This window comes from Mycobacteriales bacterium (assembly GCA_035690485.1).
In the GTDB taxonomy this organism is placed as follows: domain Bacteria; phylum Actinomycetota; class Actinomycetes; order JAFAQI01; family DASSKL01; genus DASSKL01.
Window position 1 is genome coordinate 1 of record DASSKL010000049.1, and the last position, 14,525, is coordinate 14,525.

16 protein-coding genes are annotated in these 14,525 nt (G+C 73.1%); 15 read left to right on the forward strand and 1 reads right to left on the reverse strand.

The window, feature by feature from the left end; genetic code table 11:
- The 11 genes from rpsB to VFJ21_06270 all read left to right on the forward strand — a co-directional run.
- The coding region (gene rpsB, locus VFJ21_06220; GenBank protein HET7406717.1) for a 30S ribosomal protein S2 at positions 1-787 on the forward strand (787 nt) is incomplete at its 5' end.
- Between the two features lie 54 nt (positions 788-841).
- Positions 842-1,684: a translation elongation factor Ts gene (tsf, locus tag VFJ21_06225; GenBank protein HET7406718.1), complete on the forward strand. Its 843-nt coding sequence runs from the start codon at positions 842-844 to the stop codon at positions 1,682-1,684.
- A gap of 64 nt (positions 1,685-1,748) precedes the next feature.
- Entirely contained in the window at positions 1,749-2,543 is a 795-nt protein-coding gene (gene pyrH / locus VFJ21_06230; protein HET7406719.1) for a UMP kinase, read from the forward strand.
- On the forward strand, positions 2,540-3,097 hold the full coding sequence (frr, locus tag VFJ21_06235; protein ID HET7406720.1) for a ribosome recycling factor: 558 nt from the start codon (positions 2,540-2,542) through the stop codon (positions 3,095-3,097). Before pyrH ends, frr begins: the two co-directional genes overlap by 4 nt.
- Positions 3,098-3,111: 14 nt before the next feature.
- Complete coding sequence (locus tag VFJ21_06240) at positions 3,112-3,981, forward strand: phosphatidate cytidylyltransferase (GenBank protein ID HET7406721.1); 870 nt, start codon at positions 3,112-3,114, stop codon at positions 3,979-3,981.
- A 43-nt stretch (positions 3,982-4,024) separates the two neighbouring features.
- Positions 4,025-5,125 carry a 23S rRNA (adenine(2503)-C(2))-methyltransferase RlmN gene (gene rlmN, locus VFJ21_06245; GenBank protein ID HET7406722.1) on the forward strand — a complete coding sequence of 367 codons (1,101 nt, stop codon included), beginning with the start codon at positions 4,025-4,027 and terminating at the stop codon, positions 5,123-5,125.
- Positions 5,126-5,171: 46 nt separating this feature from the next.
- Positions 5,172-6,386, forward strand: a complete 1,215-nt coding sequence (dxr, locus tag VFJ21_06250; GenBank protein HET7406723.1) for a 1-deoxy-D-xylulose-5-phosphate reductoisomerase — start codon at positions 5,172-5,174, stop codon at positions 6,384-6,386.
- Positions 6,383-7,609, forward strand: coding sequence for a site-2 protease family protein (locus VFJ21_06255; GenBank protein HET7406724.1), 1,227 nt, complete (start codon positions 6,383-6,385; stop codon positions 7,607-7,609). Before dxr ends, VFJ21_06255 begins: the two co-directional genes overlap by 4 nt.
- Before the next feature lie 29 nt (positions 7,610-7,638).
- Positions 7,639-8,805, forward strand: coding sequence for a flavodoxin-dependent (E)-4-hydroxy-3-methylbut-2-enyl-diphosphate synthase (gene ispG / locus VFJ21_06260; protein ID HET7406725.1), 1,167 nt, complete (start codon positions 7,639-7,641; stop codon positions 8,803-8,805).
- 60 nt (positions 8,806-8,865) lie between these two features.
- Positions 8,866-9,708 (forward strand): GNAT family N-acetyltransferase, encoded by an 843-nt coding sequence (locus tag VFJ21_06265; protein ID HET7406726.1) that lies wholly within the window; start codon positions 8,866-8,868, stop codon positions 9,706-9,708.
- A 63-nt stretch (positions 9,709-9,771) separates the two neighbouring features.
- The gene (locus tag VFJ21_06270; GenBank protein HET7406727.1) at positions 9,772-11,493 is read left to right on the forward strand and encodes a proline--tRNA ligase; all 1,722 of its coding nucleotides are present in this window, start codon (positions 9,772-9,774) and stop codon (positions 11,491-11,493) included.
- Here the strand turns inward: VFJ21_06270 and VFJ21_06275 are convergent.
- A complete protein-coding gene (locus VFJ21_06275; protein ID HET7406728.1) occupies positions 11,483-11,992 on the reverse strand; it encodes a DUF4439 domain-containing protein in 510 nt (169 codons plus the stop codon). The genes VFJ21_06270 and VFJ21_06275 overlap by 11 nt on opposite strands.
- 93 nt (positions 11,993-12,085) lie before the next feature.
- Here VFJ21_06275 and rimP point away from each other — a divergent pair, with 93 nt between their 5' ends.
- The 4 genes from rimP to VFJ21_06295 all read left to right on the forward strand — a co-directional run.
- Complete coding sequence (gene rimP, locus VFJ21_06280) at positions 12,086-12,565, forward strand: ribosome maturation factor RimP (GenBank protein HET7406729.1); 480 nt, start codon at positions 12,086-12,088, stop codon at positions 12,563-12,565.
- Entirely contained in the window at positions 12,562-13,626 is a 1,065-nt protein-coding gene (nusA, locus tag VFJ21_06285; GenBank protein ID HET7406730.1) for a transcription termination factor NusA, read from the forward strand. The genes rimP and nusA overlap by 4 nt, the downstream gene beginning before the upstream one ends.
- 33 nt (positions 13,627-13,659) lie before the next feature.
- Positions 13,660-13,983 carry a YlxR family protein gene (locus VFJ21_06290; protein HET7406731.1) on the forward strand — a complete coding sequence of 108 codons (324 nt, stop codon included), beginning with the start codon at positions 13,660-13,662 and terminating at the stop codon, positions 13,981-13,983.
- Positions 13,984-14,065: 82 nt separating this feature from the next.
- A partial coding sequence (locus VFJ21_06295; GenBank protein ID HET7406732.1) for a translation initiation factor IF-2 N-terminal domain-containing protein occupies positions 14,066-14,525 on the forward strand: 460 nt, incomplete at its 3' end.

Here is a 14,525-nt window from a genome sequence, read left to right on the forward strand (position 1 = left end):
TGTCCACTTCGGGCACCAGACCCGGCGCTGGAACCCGAAGATGAAGCGCTTCATCTTCACCGAGCGCAACGGCATCTACATCATCGACCTGCAGCAGTCGCTGTCCTACATCGACCGCGCCTACGACTTCGTCAAGGAGACCGTCGCCCACGGCGGCTCGATCATGTTCGTGGGCACCAAGAAGCAGGCCCAGGAGTCGGTCGCCGAGCAGGCCAGCCGCGTCGGCATGCCCTACGTCAACCAGCGCTGGCTGGGCGGCATGCTGACGAACTTCCAGACGGTCTACCAGCGGCTGCAGCGGCTCAAGGAGCTCGAGCTCGCCGAGCAGACCGGCGAGACCTCCGCCTCGACCAAGAAGGAGCGGCTGCACCTGCAGCGCGAGAAGGACAAGCTGGAGCGCACGCTCGGCGGCATCCGCGACATGCAGAAGCTGCCCAGTGCGGTCTGGATCGTCGACACCAAGAAGGAGCACATCGCGGTCGGCGAGGCTCGCAAGCTCGGCATCCCGGTCGTGGCGATCCTCGACACCAACTGCGACCCCGACGAGGTCGACTACCCGATCCCCGGCAACGACGACGCGATCCGCAGCGTCGCTCTGCTCACCCGGGTCCTCGCCGACGCGGTCGCCGAGGGCCTCATGGCCCGCGCGGGCGCCGGCCGCGACGAGGCCGCCGAGGCGGGCAGCCAGGTCGGCGGCGACGAGCCGCTCGCCGACTGGGAGCGCGAGCTGCTTCAGGGCGAGGGTCAGGCCGAGGCCGGCGCCGGCGAGACCGCGCCGACCGCCTGATCCCCGGGTCGCCCGACCCTGATCGCACCTTTCACCACCAACGACAGGAAGAACATGGCTCAGATCAGCGCCGCGGAGGTCAAGAAGCTCCGCGAGCTCACCGGCGCCGGGATGATGGACTGCAAGGGCGCGCTCGAGCAGTCCGACGGCGACTTCGACAAGGCGGTCGAGATCCTCCGCCTCAAGGGCGCCAAGGACGTCGGCAAGCGCGAGACCCGCACCGCCTCCAACGGCCTGGTCGCCGCGCGGCTCGACGGCACCACGCGGGCCGTCCTGCTCGAGGTCAACTGCGAGACCGACTTCGTCGCCAAGGGCGAGCGCTTCCAGGAGCTGGCCGTCGAGCTCGCCGACCACGTCGCGGAGGCGCAGCCCTCCGACGTACCCACCCTGCTCGAGCAGCCGTTCACCAAGGACCCGGGCAAGACGGTCAAGCAGGTGATCGACGAGGCCAGTGCGGTCATCGGCGAGAAGCTCGAGGTCCGTCGCTTCGCGACCTTCGAAGGCACCTACATCGCGTCGTACCTGCACCGCACCAGCCCCGACCTGCCGCCGCAGATCGGCGTGCTCGTCGAGCTGAGCGTCGAGAACCCCGAGCTCGGCAAGGACATCGCGCAGCACATCGCGGCGCTGCCGCCGCGGTGGCTGACCCGCGACGAGGTCCCCGCCGACGTCGTCGAGGGGGAGCGGCGGATCGCCGAGCAGATGGCCAAGGACGAGGGCAAGCCCGAGCAGGCCGTCCCGAAGATCGTCGAGGGCCGCGTCAACGGGTTCTTCAAGGACTTCGTGCTGCTCGAGCAGCCGTTCGTCAAGGAGAACAAGAAGAGCATCAAGCAGGTGCTCGACGACGCCGGGGTCCAGGTCGCGCGGTTCGCCCGCTTCAAGGTCGGCCAGGAGTAGAGCAGGAGCGATCCCGCAGGGCAGACTGCCGACCGACCGCGACGTACGACGAGAGGCCGCGACCGTGACCGAGACCACCACCCCGGACGCGGACGCGGCCTCCGCCGTCCTCCGGCCGTGGAGCCGGGTGCTGCTCAAGCTGTCCGGGCAGGCGTTCTCCGGCAGCGACCCGCTCGGCATCGACCCGTCGACGGTGGCCACGATCGCCCGGCAGATCGCGGCGGTGGTCCGCGACGGCGTGCAGATCGCCGTCGTCATCGGCGGCGGCAACATGTTTCGCGGCCAGGCGCTCGCCGAGCGCGGCATGGACCGCCCGCGTGCCGACTACATGGGCATGCTGGGCACCGTCATCAACTGCCTGGCGCTGCAGGACTTCCTCGAGAAGCAGGGGGTCGACACCCGCGTCCAGACCGCGATCACGATGGGGCAGGTGGCCGAGCCCTACGTGCCGCGCCGGGCGATCCGGCACCTGGAGAAGGGCCGGGTCGTCATCTTCGGCGCCGGGCTGGGCGCGCCGTTCTTCTCCACCGACACCTGCGCCGCCCAGCGCGCCCTGGAGGTCGGGGCGCAGGCGGTGCTCATGGCGAAGACCGTCGACGGCGTCTACGACGACGACCCGCGCACGAACCCGGCCGCGGTGAAGCTCGACCGGCTCGACTACACCGAGGTCCTCTCCCGCAACTTGCGGGTCGCCGACGCCACCGCGTTCAGCCTCTGCATGGACAACCGGCTGCCGATCATCGTCTTCAACCTGCTCACCGAGGGCAACATCGGCCGTGCCGTCCGCGGTGAGAAGATCGGCACGTTGGTCGCTCCTAGCGATCAGCGCCCTAGTGCCCCCACCCAGGAGACGCTGTGATCGACGAGACGATGCTCGAGGCCGAGGAGAAGATGGACAAGGCCGTCTCGGTCACCCGCGAGGACCTCGCGACCCTGCGCACCGGCCGGGCCACCCCGCAGATGTTCTCCAAGATCGTGGTCGACTACTACGGCGCGCCCACCCCGCTGCAGCAGCTCACGTCGTTCCACGTGCCGGAGCCGCGGATGGCGGTGCTCCAGCCCTACGACAAGAGCGCGACGGCCGCGATCGAGAAGGCGATCCGCGACAGCGACCTCGGCGTCAACCCCAGCAACGACGGCCAGGTGATCCGGGTGGTGCTGCCGCAGCTCACCGAGGAGCGCCGCCGCGACCTGGTCAAGGTCGCCCGCACCAAGGCCGAGGACGGCCGCATCTCGATCCGCAACGTCCGCCGGCACGCCAAGGACACCCTGGAGGCGCTGGCGCGTGACGGGGAGGTCGGCGAGGACGACGTACGCCGTGCCGAGAAGGAGCTCGAAGACCTCACCCACACCTACGTCGCGCACATCGACGACGCCCTGAAGGCCAAGGAAGAAGAGCTGCTCGAGGTCTAGGAGCCACTCCTACCGTGCCGACGACCCACGCCGGTGCCGAGCCGGCCGCGGCACCCTCCGGCGGCGGCAGCCCTGCCGGTCGCGCCGGGCGCAACCTGCCGGTGGCCATCGCCATCGGGCTCGTCCTCGGCGCGATGGTGCTCGGCAGCATCTACACCTACAAGCCGGCGTTCGTCGGCGTCGTCGCGCTGTTCATGCTGCTCGGCGCGTGGGAGCTCGTGCAGGCGCTCAAGGTGCGGCTGTTGCACGTCCCCTACGCGCCGCTGGCCGCCGGCGGACTCGCGACGCTGCTGCTCGCCTACCTGCGCGGCAGCGAGGCCATGGTCGTCGCCACCCTGCTCACCGCCGTCGCGCTGACGCTCTGGCGGGTGGCGGAGGACCTGCCGGGCCTGCTGCCCGACCTCGCGGCATCGCTGTTCGCGCTGGCCTACGTGCCCTTCCTCATGGGCATCGCGGTGCTGCTGCTGGTGCCGGCCGACGGGCCGGACCGGGTGGCGACGTTCGTCGCGACGGTGGTCTGCTCCGACGTCGGCGGCTACGTGGCCGGGGTCCTCTTCGGCAAGCACCCCATGGCGCCGACGATCAGCCCGAAGAAGACCTGGGAGGGCTTCGTCGGCTCGACCGTCGCCTGCGCCGGCGCCGGGGCGGCCTTCCTGCCGCTGCTGCTGGACGGCAAGGTCTGGCAGGGCGTCGTCTTCGGCGTCGCGGTCGTCTGTGCGGCGGTGCTCGGCGACCTCGGCGAGTCGCTGCTCAAGCGCGACATCGGGATCAAGGACATGGGCACGCTCCTGCCCGGCCACGGCGGGGTCCTCGACCGGATCGACGCGCTGCTGATCACGGCGCCGGTCGCCTGGCTGCTGCTCACCGCGTTCGTCCCGTCGTGAGCGCGCCGGAAGCGTGGCGGCCCCGCGGGCGTTGGCACCGGAGATGACGTCTACTCCCGTGCGGCTCGAGGCGCCCCGGCGGCGGGCCAAGCCGCCCCGTCACCTCGCCGACCTCACCCCGGCCGAGCGCCGTGCCGCCGTGCAGGCCCTCGATGAGCCGGCGTTTCGCGCCGAGCAGCTGTCGCGCCACTACTTCACCCGGCTCGCCGACGACCCGTCGACGATGACCGACGTGCCGGCCGCGGCCCGGGACCGGCTGGCCGCCGACCTGCTGCCGCCGCTGCTGACCGCCGTACGCCGCATCGCGTGCGACGACGGCGCCACGGTCAAGACGCTCTGGCGCGGTTTCGACGCGACGCTCGTCGAGTCGGTGCTGATGGCCTACCCGGACCGCGTGACGATGTGCGTGTCCAGCCAGGCCGGCTGCGGGATGGCCTGCCCGTTCTGCGCCACCGGCCAGCAAGGCCTGACCCGCAACCTGTCCACCGGCGAGATCGTCGAGCAGGTCGTCGCCGGAGCCCGCGCGCTGGCCCGCGGCGAGGTGCCGGGCGGCAACCGGGTCAGCAACGTCGTCTTCATGGGCATGGGCGAGCCGCTGGCCAACTACAACGCCGTCGTCGCCGCCGTACGCCGGCTGGTCGAGCCGTCCCCGCACGGCCTCGGCATGTCCGCGCGCGGCATCACGGTCTCGACCGTCGGCCTGGCGCCGGCGATCGACCGGCTCGCCGGCGAGGGGCTGCCGGTCACGCTCGCGGTGAGCCTGCACGCGCCCGACGACGAGCTGCGCGACACGCTGGTGCCGGTCAACGCGCGCTGGAAGGTCGACGAGGTCCTTGCCGCCGCCTGGCGTTACGCCGACACCACCGGCAGGCGGGTCTCCATCGAGTACGCGCTCATCCGCGACGTCAACGACCAGCCGTGGCGCGCGGACCGGCTCGCCGCCCTGCTGCGGGGCCGGCTCGCGCACGTCAACCTCATCCCGCTCAACCCGACGCCGGGCAGCGCGTGGGACGCGTCACCGCGTGCCGCGCAGCGGGAGTTCGTCCGGCGGCTGCGCGCGGGCGGCGTGACCACCACCGTGCGCGACACCCGCGGCCGTGAGATCGACGGCGCGTGCGGGCAGCTGGCCGCGCTCGAGGGGTAGGGCTCGGCGGGGACGCCGGCACCGCTGCGTGGGCCACACTGGTGGGGTGACCCGCGACCTCGTCCTGCTGGGCAGCACCGGCTCGATCGGCACCCAGGCGCTCGACGTCGTCGCCCGCAACCGCGACGCGTTCCGGGTGGTCGGGCTCGCCGCCGGCGGTGAGCGCCCCCAGCTGCTCGCAGCCCAGGCTCTCGAGCACGGCGCCGAGGTCGTCGCGGTGCACAAGGCCAGCGCCGCGCAGGACGTGCTGCTCGCGTTCTACGCCGAGGCCAAGCAGCGCGGCTACGACGCCGGGGCCTACCGGGTGCCGAAGATCCTGGCCGGCCCCGACGCCGCGGCCGAGCTGGCCGGCTGGCCCTGCGACGTCGTGCTCAACGGCATGACCGGCTCGATCGGCCTGCGCCCGACGCTCGCGGCGCTCGACGCCGGCCGGCGCCTCGCCCTGGCCAACAAGGAGTCGCTGATCGTCGGCGGACCGCTGGTCAAGGCCCGGGCGGCGGCCGACCAGATCGTGCCGGTCGACTCAGAGCACTCGGCCCTCGCGCAGTGCCTGCGCGGCGGCCGGCACGCGGAGGTGCGCCGGTTGGTGCTCACGGCGAGCGGCGGCCCGTTCCGCGGCCGGCGTCGTGACGAGCTGGCCGACGTCACCCCGCAGCAGGCACTGGCGCACCCCACCTGGGACATGGGGCCGGTCATCACCGTCAACTCCGCGACCCTGGTCAACAAGGGCCTCGAAGTGCTCGAGGCCCACCTGCTCTTCGACATCCCGCTCGAGCGCATCGACGCGGTCGTGCACCCGCAGTCGGTCGTGCACTCGATGGTCGAGTTCGTCGACGGATCCACGCTGGCGCAGGCCAGCCCGCCCGACATGCGGCTGCCGATCGCGCTCGCTCTCGGCTGGCCCGAGCGGGTTGCGGACGCGGCGCCCGGCATGGACTGGACGCACGCGCACGAGTGGCGGTTCGAGCCGCTCGACGAGGACGCGTTCCCCGCGGTCGCGCTCGCCCGCGAGGTCGGCCGCACGGGCGGGGTCGCGCCCGCGGTCTACAACGCCGCCAACGAGGAGTGCGTCGGTGCTTTCCTCGACGGCCGGATCCCCTTCCTCGGCATCGTCGACACGGTCGCCCGGGTCGTCGCCCAGGCCGGCGTGCGTCCGGGGCTCGGGAACTCCCTCACGCTTGCCGATGTTCTCGAAGCTGAGACCTGGGCGCGCGCGCGCGCCCGCGAGCTGACCGGCGTGACGACAGGAGAGCCCGCGTGACCCTCGGAGTGATCGCTTTCGTGGTCGCCCTGCTCGTCTCGATCATGCTGCACGAGGCCGGTCACTTCGCGACCGCGAAGCGGTTCGGCATGAAGGCGCCGCAGTTCTTCGTCGGCTTCGGGCCCACCATCTGGTCGTTCCGTCGCGGCGAGACGGAGTACGGCATCAAGGCGATACCGGCCGGTGGCTTCGTCAAGATCACCGGCATGACGCCGCTCGAGGAGGTCGAGCCGGGCGACGAGGACCGGGCGTTCTACAAGCAGCCCGCCTGGCAGCGCACGATCGTGCTGGCCGCCGGGTCGTTCATGCACTTCGTCATCGCGTTCGCCCTGCTCTTCGCCGTACTCGCCGTCATTGGTACGCCGAAGCTGGTTCCCACCGTCAACACCGTCTCGGCGTGCGTGCCGGCGAAGCTCACCACGCAGCCGACGGCGCAGGTCTGCTCCGCGCTGCCGCCCTCGCCGGCGAAGGCCGCCGGGCTGCAGCACGGCGACGAGATCGTGGCCTTCGACGGCCAGCCGATCAAGGACTGGGACGCCCTCACGGCCAAGCTCCAGAAGCACGGTCCCGGGCCGGTGACGCTGACGATCGTGCGCGACGGGCAGCGCAGCGTCCGCACCGTCGACCTGGTGCCGGCCGAGCGCCCCTCCGAGACCGACCCGAAGGTCATGCAGACCGTCGGCGCGCTCGGCGTGACCGCGACCGAGGTCGCCGACCGCATGGACCCGCTGGCGGCGGTCGCGCACGCCGGCACCGGGTTCGGCCGGCTCACCACCGCGACGTTCGGCGCGCTGGGCAACCTGCCGCACGCCGTCGGCAACCTGTTCCACGCGACCGTCGACGGGGGGCAGCGCAGCAGCGACGGCCTGGTCGGACCGGTCGGCATCGCCCGGGTCAGCGGGGAGGCCCTCGCCCAGGGCGGCACGCCCCTGTTCGACCGGATCGGCACGTTCGTCCTGCTGATCGCCGGGGTCAACGTGTTCGTCGGGATCTTCAATCTGCTGCCGCTGCTTCCGCTGGACGGCGGGCACCTGGCCGTGCTCGGCTACGAGGAGGGTCGCCGGCGGCTCTACCGCCTGGTCGGGCGCCGCGACCCCGGTCGCGTCGACCTGACCAAGCTGCTGCCGGCGGCATACTTGGTGATGGTGCTGTTCATCGGCCTGTCGGTGCTGCTGCTGCTCGGCGACATCGTCAACCCGATCGCCAACCCGTTCACCGGATGAGCTCGCTCGAGCCCGGATAGAAGGAGCACATGACCACCTCCGCCCCCGACACCGCCGTCTCCCTGGGCATGCCCGAGCTGCCGCCCCCGTCGCTGGCGACGCGGCGTCACAGCCGGCAGATCGACGTCGGTGGGGTGAAGGTCGGCGGCGGGGCGCCGATCTCGGTGCAGTCGATGGCGACCACGGTCACCGCCGACGTCAACTCCACGCTGCAGCAGATCGCCGAGCTCACGGCCGCCGGTTGCCAGATCGTGCGGGTCGCCTGCCCCAGCCAGGACGACGCCGACGCGCTCGGTGAGATCGCCCGGCACTCGCAGATCCCGGTCATCGCCGACATCCACTTCCAGCCCAAGTACGTCTTCGCCGCGATCGAGGCAGGTTGTGCCGCCGTACGCGTCAATCCCGGCAACATCAAGAAGTTCGACGACCAGATCCGCGAGATCGCGAAGGCGGCCAAGGACCACGGCACCCCGATCCGCATCGGCGTCAACGCCGGATCGCTCGACAAGCGGCTGCTCGAGAAGTACGGCCGGCCGACCGCGGAGGCGCTCGTCGAGAGCGCGCTGTGGGAGGCGAGCCTGTTCGAGGAGCACGACTTCCGCGACATCAAGATCTCCGTCAAGCACCACGACCCGGTGGTCATGATCAACGCCTACCGGCAGCTGGCCGAGCAGTGCGACTACCCGCTGCACCTCGGCGTCACCGAGGCCGGGCCGGCGTTCCAGGGCACGGTCAAGTCCGCGGTCGCGTTCGGCGCGCTGCTGGCCGAGGGCATCGGCGACACGATCCGGGTGTCGCTGTCCGCCCCGCCGGTCGAGGAGGTCAAGGTCGGCATCGCGATCCTCGAGTCGCTCGGCCTGCGCCAGCGCGGTCTCGAGATCGTCTCCTGCCCGTCCTGCGGCCGGGCGCAGGTCGACGTCTACGAGCTCGCGGAGAAGGTCACCGCCGGCCTGGAGGGGCTGACGGTCCCGCTGCGGGTCGCCGTCATGGGGTGCGTCGTCAACGGCCCGGGCGAGGCCCGGGAGGCCGACCTCGGCGTCGCGTCGGGCAACGGCAAGGGCCAGATCTTCGTCCGCGGCGAGGTCATCAAGACCGTGCCCGAGGCGCAGATCGTCGAGACGCTGATCGAGGAGGCGCTGAAGATGGCCGAGGAGATGCAGCTCGAGGCCGGCGACCCCTCGGTCACCGTCGCCTGACGTCGCCACGTGCGGGCCGACTCGCGTCCCGGCAGCAAGCGGGGCGCGGCGAATCCGGGCATGCTGCCCCCCGTGTCCCTGCGCGTGCTCGGCGACCGCGACGCCGACGAGACGCTGGCGCTGCTGCGTCGTGACCCGATCGCCAACTGCTTCCTGATCTCCCGGCTGGAGGCCGCGGGCCTCGAGGCGTGGCGGCTCGGGGCCGAGGTGTGGGGCTACTTCGCGGGCGGGCGCCTCGACGCGGTCTGCTACGCCGGGGCCAACCTCGTGCCCGCCGGCGCCGACGAGACCGCGGTGCGCGCGTTCGCCGACCGGGCCCGCCGGCACGGCCGCCGCTGCTCCTCGATCGTCGGCCCGGCCGAGATGGCCCTACCGCTGTGGCGGCTGCTCGAGCCGTCCTGGGGACCGGCTCGCGAGGTCCGCGCCAACCAGCCGCTGATGGCGACCTCGGCGGACCCCTCCGTCGACGGCGACCCGCTGGTGCGGGCGGTCCAGCGCGACGAGGTCGACACCTTGCTGCCCGCAGCGGTCGCGATGTTCACCGAGGAGGTCGGGGTCTCCCCGCTCGCCGGGGACGGCGGCGCGCTCTACCGCGCCCGCCTCGCCGAGCTCGTCGCGGCCGGCCGTTCGTTCGCCCGCATCGACGACGGGCGCGTCGTCTTCAAGGCCGAGGTCGGTGCCGTGGGCGGCGACACCTGCCAGGTGCAGGGCGTCTGGGTCGACCCAGCGCTGCGCGGCCGGGGCCTGTCGGTGGCGGGCATGGCCACCGTCGTGCGCCTCATCCGGCGCACGATCGCCCCCGTGGTCAGCCTCTACGTCAACGACTTCAACACCCCGGCCCGCCGGGCCTACGAGCGGGTGGGCTTCACCCAGGTCGGCACGTTCACCTCCGTGCTGTTCTGACCGCAAAGTCGCCGGCCCGCCGCCGATAGGCTCGACGGTGTGACCGCCGGCGCCGTGACCCGCATGTCCGCCCTCTTCCTGCGCACGCTGCGCGAGGATCCGGCCGACGCCGAGGTGCCGAGCCACAAGCTGCTGATCCGGGCCGGCTGCGTGCGCCGGGTCGCCCCCGGCGTCTACACCTGGCTGCCGGTCGGCAAGCGCGTGCTCGACAAGGTGGCCGCGATCGTCCGCGAGGAGATGGACCGGATCGGCGCGCAGGAGCTGATCTTCCCGGCCCTGCTGCCGCGGGAGAGCTACGAGGCCAGCGGGCGGTGGACGGAGTACGGCGACCTGCTGTTCCGGCTGCAGGACCGCAAGGGCGCCGACTACCTGCTCGGCCCGACGCACGAGGAGATGTTCACGCTCCTGGTGAAGGGCGAGTACTCCTCCTACCGCGACTACCCGGTGATGCTCTACCAGATCCAGACGAAGTACCGCGACGAGGCGCGGCCGCGGGCCGGCATCCTGCGCGGCCGCGAGTTCGTCATGAAGGACTCCTACTCGTTCGACCTCGACGACGTGGGGCTGCAGGCGTCCTACGACGCGCACCGTGAGGCCTACATCCGCGCGTTCGACCGGCTGGGGCTGCGCTACGTCGTCGTCTCCGCGATGTCGGGCGCGATGGGCGGTTCGGCGAGCGAGGAGTTCCTGGCGCCCACGCCCACCGGCGAGGACACCTACGTCGCCTGCCACAGCTGCGGCTACGCGGCCAACACCGAGGCCGTGCACACGCCGGTCCCGGCGGTCGGCGATCCCGCCGCGCAGCCGCCGCTGCGGGTCGTCGACACCCCCGACGCGGCGACGATCGACGCGCTCGTCGCCCAGCTCGGGGGCATGGACCTCGGCCGCACCGTCACGGCGGCCGACACGCTGAAGAACGTCGTCCTCAAGATCCTCGCGCCCGGCGAGAAGCCCGAGGTCGTCGTCGTGGGCGTGCCGGGCGACCGGGAAGTGGACCTCAAGCGGCTGGCCGCGGCCTTCGAGCCGGCGGAGGTGGCCATCGTCGAGGGTTCGGAGTTCGCCGACCATCCGCGCCTGGTGCGCGGCTACATCGGTCCGCAGGGCCTGGCCGGCGCGGGTTACCGCTATCTGGCCGACCCGCGGGTCGTGCCCGGCAGCGCCTGGGTCACGGGGGCCAACGAGACCGGCAAGCACGCCGTCGACGTCGTCGCGGGCCGCGACTTCCAGGTCGACGACTACGTGGAGGCGGCCGAGGTGCGCGCCGGCGATCCGTGCCCGCAGTGCGGCGGCGCGCTGTCGATCGACCGGGGCATCGAGATCGGCCACATCTTCCAGCTGGGCCGCAAGTACGCCGACGCCTTCGGTCTCGACGCGCTCGGGCCCGACGGCAGGCCCGTGCGGATCACCATGGGCTCCTACGGCATCGGCGTCACGCGGGCCGTCGGGGCCGTCGTCGAGCAGTCCCACGACGACGCCGGGCTGGTCTGGCCGGCCTCGATCTCGCCGTACGACGTGCACGTCGTCCCCGTCGGCAAGGGCGACGCGCAGCGCGAGGCGGCGACCCGGATCGCCGCGGAGCTGGCAGCGGCCGGTCGCGACGTGCTGCTCGACGACCGCGCCGCCTCGCCGGGGGAGAAGTTCGCCGACGCCGACCTGATCGGCCTGCCCGTGCAGGTCGTGGTCGGCAAGGCGCTCGCCGACGGCGAGGTCGAGATCAAGGAGCGCGCCACCGGGGATCGCCGGCGGGTTGCGCTCGACGCCGTCGTCGCCGAGCTCACCCGCTGAGCCGACGCCAGGTCGCTTGGCGGGCGGTCGCGTCGGCGAGCAGCCGGTCCGCGAACCCGCGCAGCGCTGGATCCGCGGCGCCGGCGAGCGCGCGGGCGGCCTTCGCGGTGCCGGCTTCCAGCCGGGCGGCCAGCCTGGCGGCCGACGACGCGTCGTGCACTGGGAAGGGCAGCTCGTAGGCCGCGGCCGCAGGCACCGGCGCCACCCCGCGCGCTCGCAGCATCTCGATCAGCTGGTCGCGGCGAACCCGGTGCGCGTCCAGCGCGGCCAGCGCGGCACGCCGCGGGGCGCCGGCGAGCCAGGCGCCCGCGACGCCGTAGCCGTAGACCGCCACGTGCTCGGCCGCCAGCGCCGCCTGCAGTCCGGCGGTGTCCTGCGCGGCCGGGTCGGTGCGCCGCGTCGACGCGCCCGCCGCCGGCTTGGTGGGCGAACAGCCCACCACCGCCAGCCCGCAGGCGGCGATCGCCGCACGCAGCACGACGCGGCGCGACGGCGGCACGCGCGCCCTCCTTCCGTGCTCGGTCCGGACGGCCCGTTCACGTTAGGCTCGGTGTCCTGGCAGCGGACAACACCACACGGGCGGAGGTCGACGATGAGCAGCGCCTCGACCCGTGTGCGTGAGGCCATCGAACCCGCGGTGTCTGCGGCCGGCTACGACCTGGAGGAGGTCACCGTGCAGCCGGCCGGTCGCCGCCGGCTCGTGGAGATCGTCGTCGACCGCGACGGGGGAGTCGACCTCGACGACCTTGCCGAGCTCAGCCGGGCGGCCTCCGACCGGCTCGACGAGTCGGCCGTCATGGGCGAGGCGCCCTACGTCCTCAACGTCAGCTCGCCCGGCGTCGACCGTCCCCTGACCGAGCCCCGGCACTGGCGGCGGGCGGCCGGCCGGCTGGTCACTGCGCCGCTGGCCGGCGGGGGCAGCGTCACCGGCCGGGTGACGAGCGCCGACGACCGGGAGGTGGTGCTCGACGTCGCCGGCACCCCGACGGCCTACGCCTACGCCGAGCTCGGCCGCGGCCGGATCCAGGTCGAGTTCCGCCGGCCCGACGAGGCCGAGGGGGCGACCGCGTGAACATCGACATGGCAGCCCTGCGCGGCCTGGTCGCCGAGAAGGACCTCTCGCTCGACACCGTCGTCGAGGCGATCGAGGTCGCGCTGCTCGCGGCCTACCACCGCACCGAGGGGGCGCACGAGCGTGCCCGCGCCGAGCTCGACCGCTCCAGCGGCCACGTCAGCGTGTGGGCCCGCGAGGACCTCGGCGACGGCGAGTTCGGGCCGGAGTTCGACGACACCCCCGAGGGGTTCGGCCGCATCGCCGCCACCACCGCCCGGCAGGTCATCCTGCAGCGGCTGCGCGACGCCGAGCAGGAGCTGACCTACGGCGAGTACGCCGGCCGCGAGGGCGACGTGGTCGGTGGCGTCATCCAGCAGCATGGCGGCCCGCCGGACCGGCCCAGCGCCTCGGGGGAGCGACGCAACGTCTACGTCGACCTGGGCAACGTCGAAGCGATCCTGCCTGCCGCCGAGCAGGTGCCGGGCGAGGTCTACCGCCACGGCGAGCGGCTGCGCTGCTACGTCGTGCAGGTGCACCGTGGCGTCCGCGGGCCGCAGATCACCCTGTCCCGGACCCACCCCAACCTCGTGCGCGCGCTGTTCGCCCTCGAGGTGCCCGAGATCGCCGACGGCACGGTCGAGATCGTGGCGGTAGCCCGCGAGGCCGGGCACCGCACCAAGATCGCCGTACGCTCCAACGTCTCCGGCGTGCGCGCTCGCGGCGCCTGCATCGGTCCCATGGGCGCGCGGGTGCGCGCCGTCGTCAGCGAGCTGCACGGCGAGAAGATCGACATCGTCGACTGGGACGAGGACCCCGCGCGGTTCGTCGGCAACGCGCTGTCGCCGGCTGCGGTCACCCACGTCGAGGTCGTCGACGCCGAGGCGCAGTCGGCCCGGGTCACCGTCCCCGACTTCCAGCTGTCGCTCGCGATCGGCAAGGAGGGGCAGAATGCCCGCCTCGCCGCCCGGCTGACCGGCTGGCGCATCGACATCCACGCCGACACCGAGCCCGCGGGCGTGGAGGCGGGCGGCGCCGATCCGGGCACCGACGTCGGTTCGGGGGCCTCCGCGGCGCGCTAGACTCTCGTGGTGAGTCGCCGCGCGACGTCGGTGATGCCCGTGCGCACCTGCGTGGGCTGCCGGCAGCGCGCAGCGGCGTCCGACCTGCTGCGCGTCGTGGCGGTCGAGGGCCGGTTGTCTCCCGACCCTCGCCACCGCATGCCGGGCCGGGGCGCGCACGTGCACCCCGATCCTGCCTGCCTCGACCTCGCCGAGCGGCGGCGGGCGTTCCCGCGGGCCCTGCGCCTGCCGGGCCCGCTCGACGCCACGGCGGTGGCCGCGGAGGTGGGCCGGCGAGCGAGTGACCACCACGCCGGGGAGCAGGCCGGAGGCAAGCCGAGCACCGCCTCGATCAGGAAGCAGGGCGAACCACGATGAGCGCTCGATGAGCAACCAGCGATGAACAGCCGGTAGTCGACGGTTCGCGCACGACGACGCGGACCGAGGAACGGGAGTATGAGTGGCCAAGGTCCGCGTCTACGAGCTCGCCAAGGAGTTCGGCGTCGAGAGCAAGGTCGTCATGGCCAAGCTCAACGAGATGGGCGAGTTCGTGCGATCGGCGTCTTCCACGGTGGAGGCCCCGGTCGCCCGCAAGCTCAAGGAAGCATTCCCGCAGGCCGGCGGCAACGGCAAGGCCGATGGCGCTGCCGCGGCCCCCGCCCCGCCGCGCAAGAGCGCGAAGGCGGTCCCGGCACCGCCGGCCGAGCCGGTGAGCGCCGAACCCGCGCCCCCCGCGCCCGCCCCGGAGCCGGCCGAGCGGCCTGCGCCCGAGGTGCAGCGACCCGCAGCTGCCGCCGCGGCCGCCGCGGCCGCCGCTCCGGCCGCGCCGACCGCACCCCCGGAGGCCGACGAGGGCGCCCATCCGGCCGCCCCGCGGCCGGCCCCCCGCCCCGGCGCCCCGCGGCCGGGCAACAACCCGT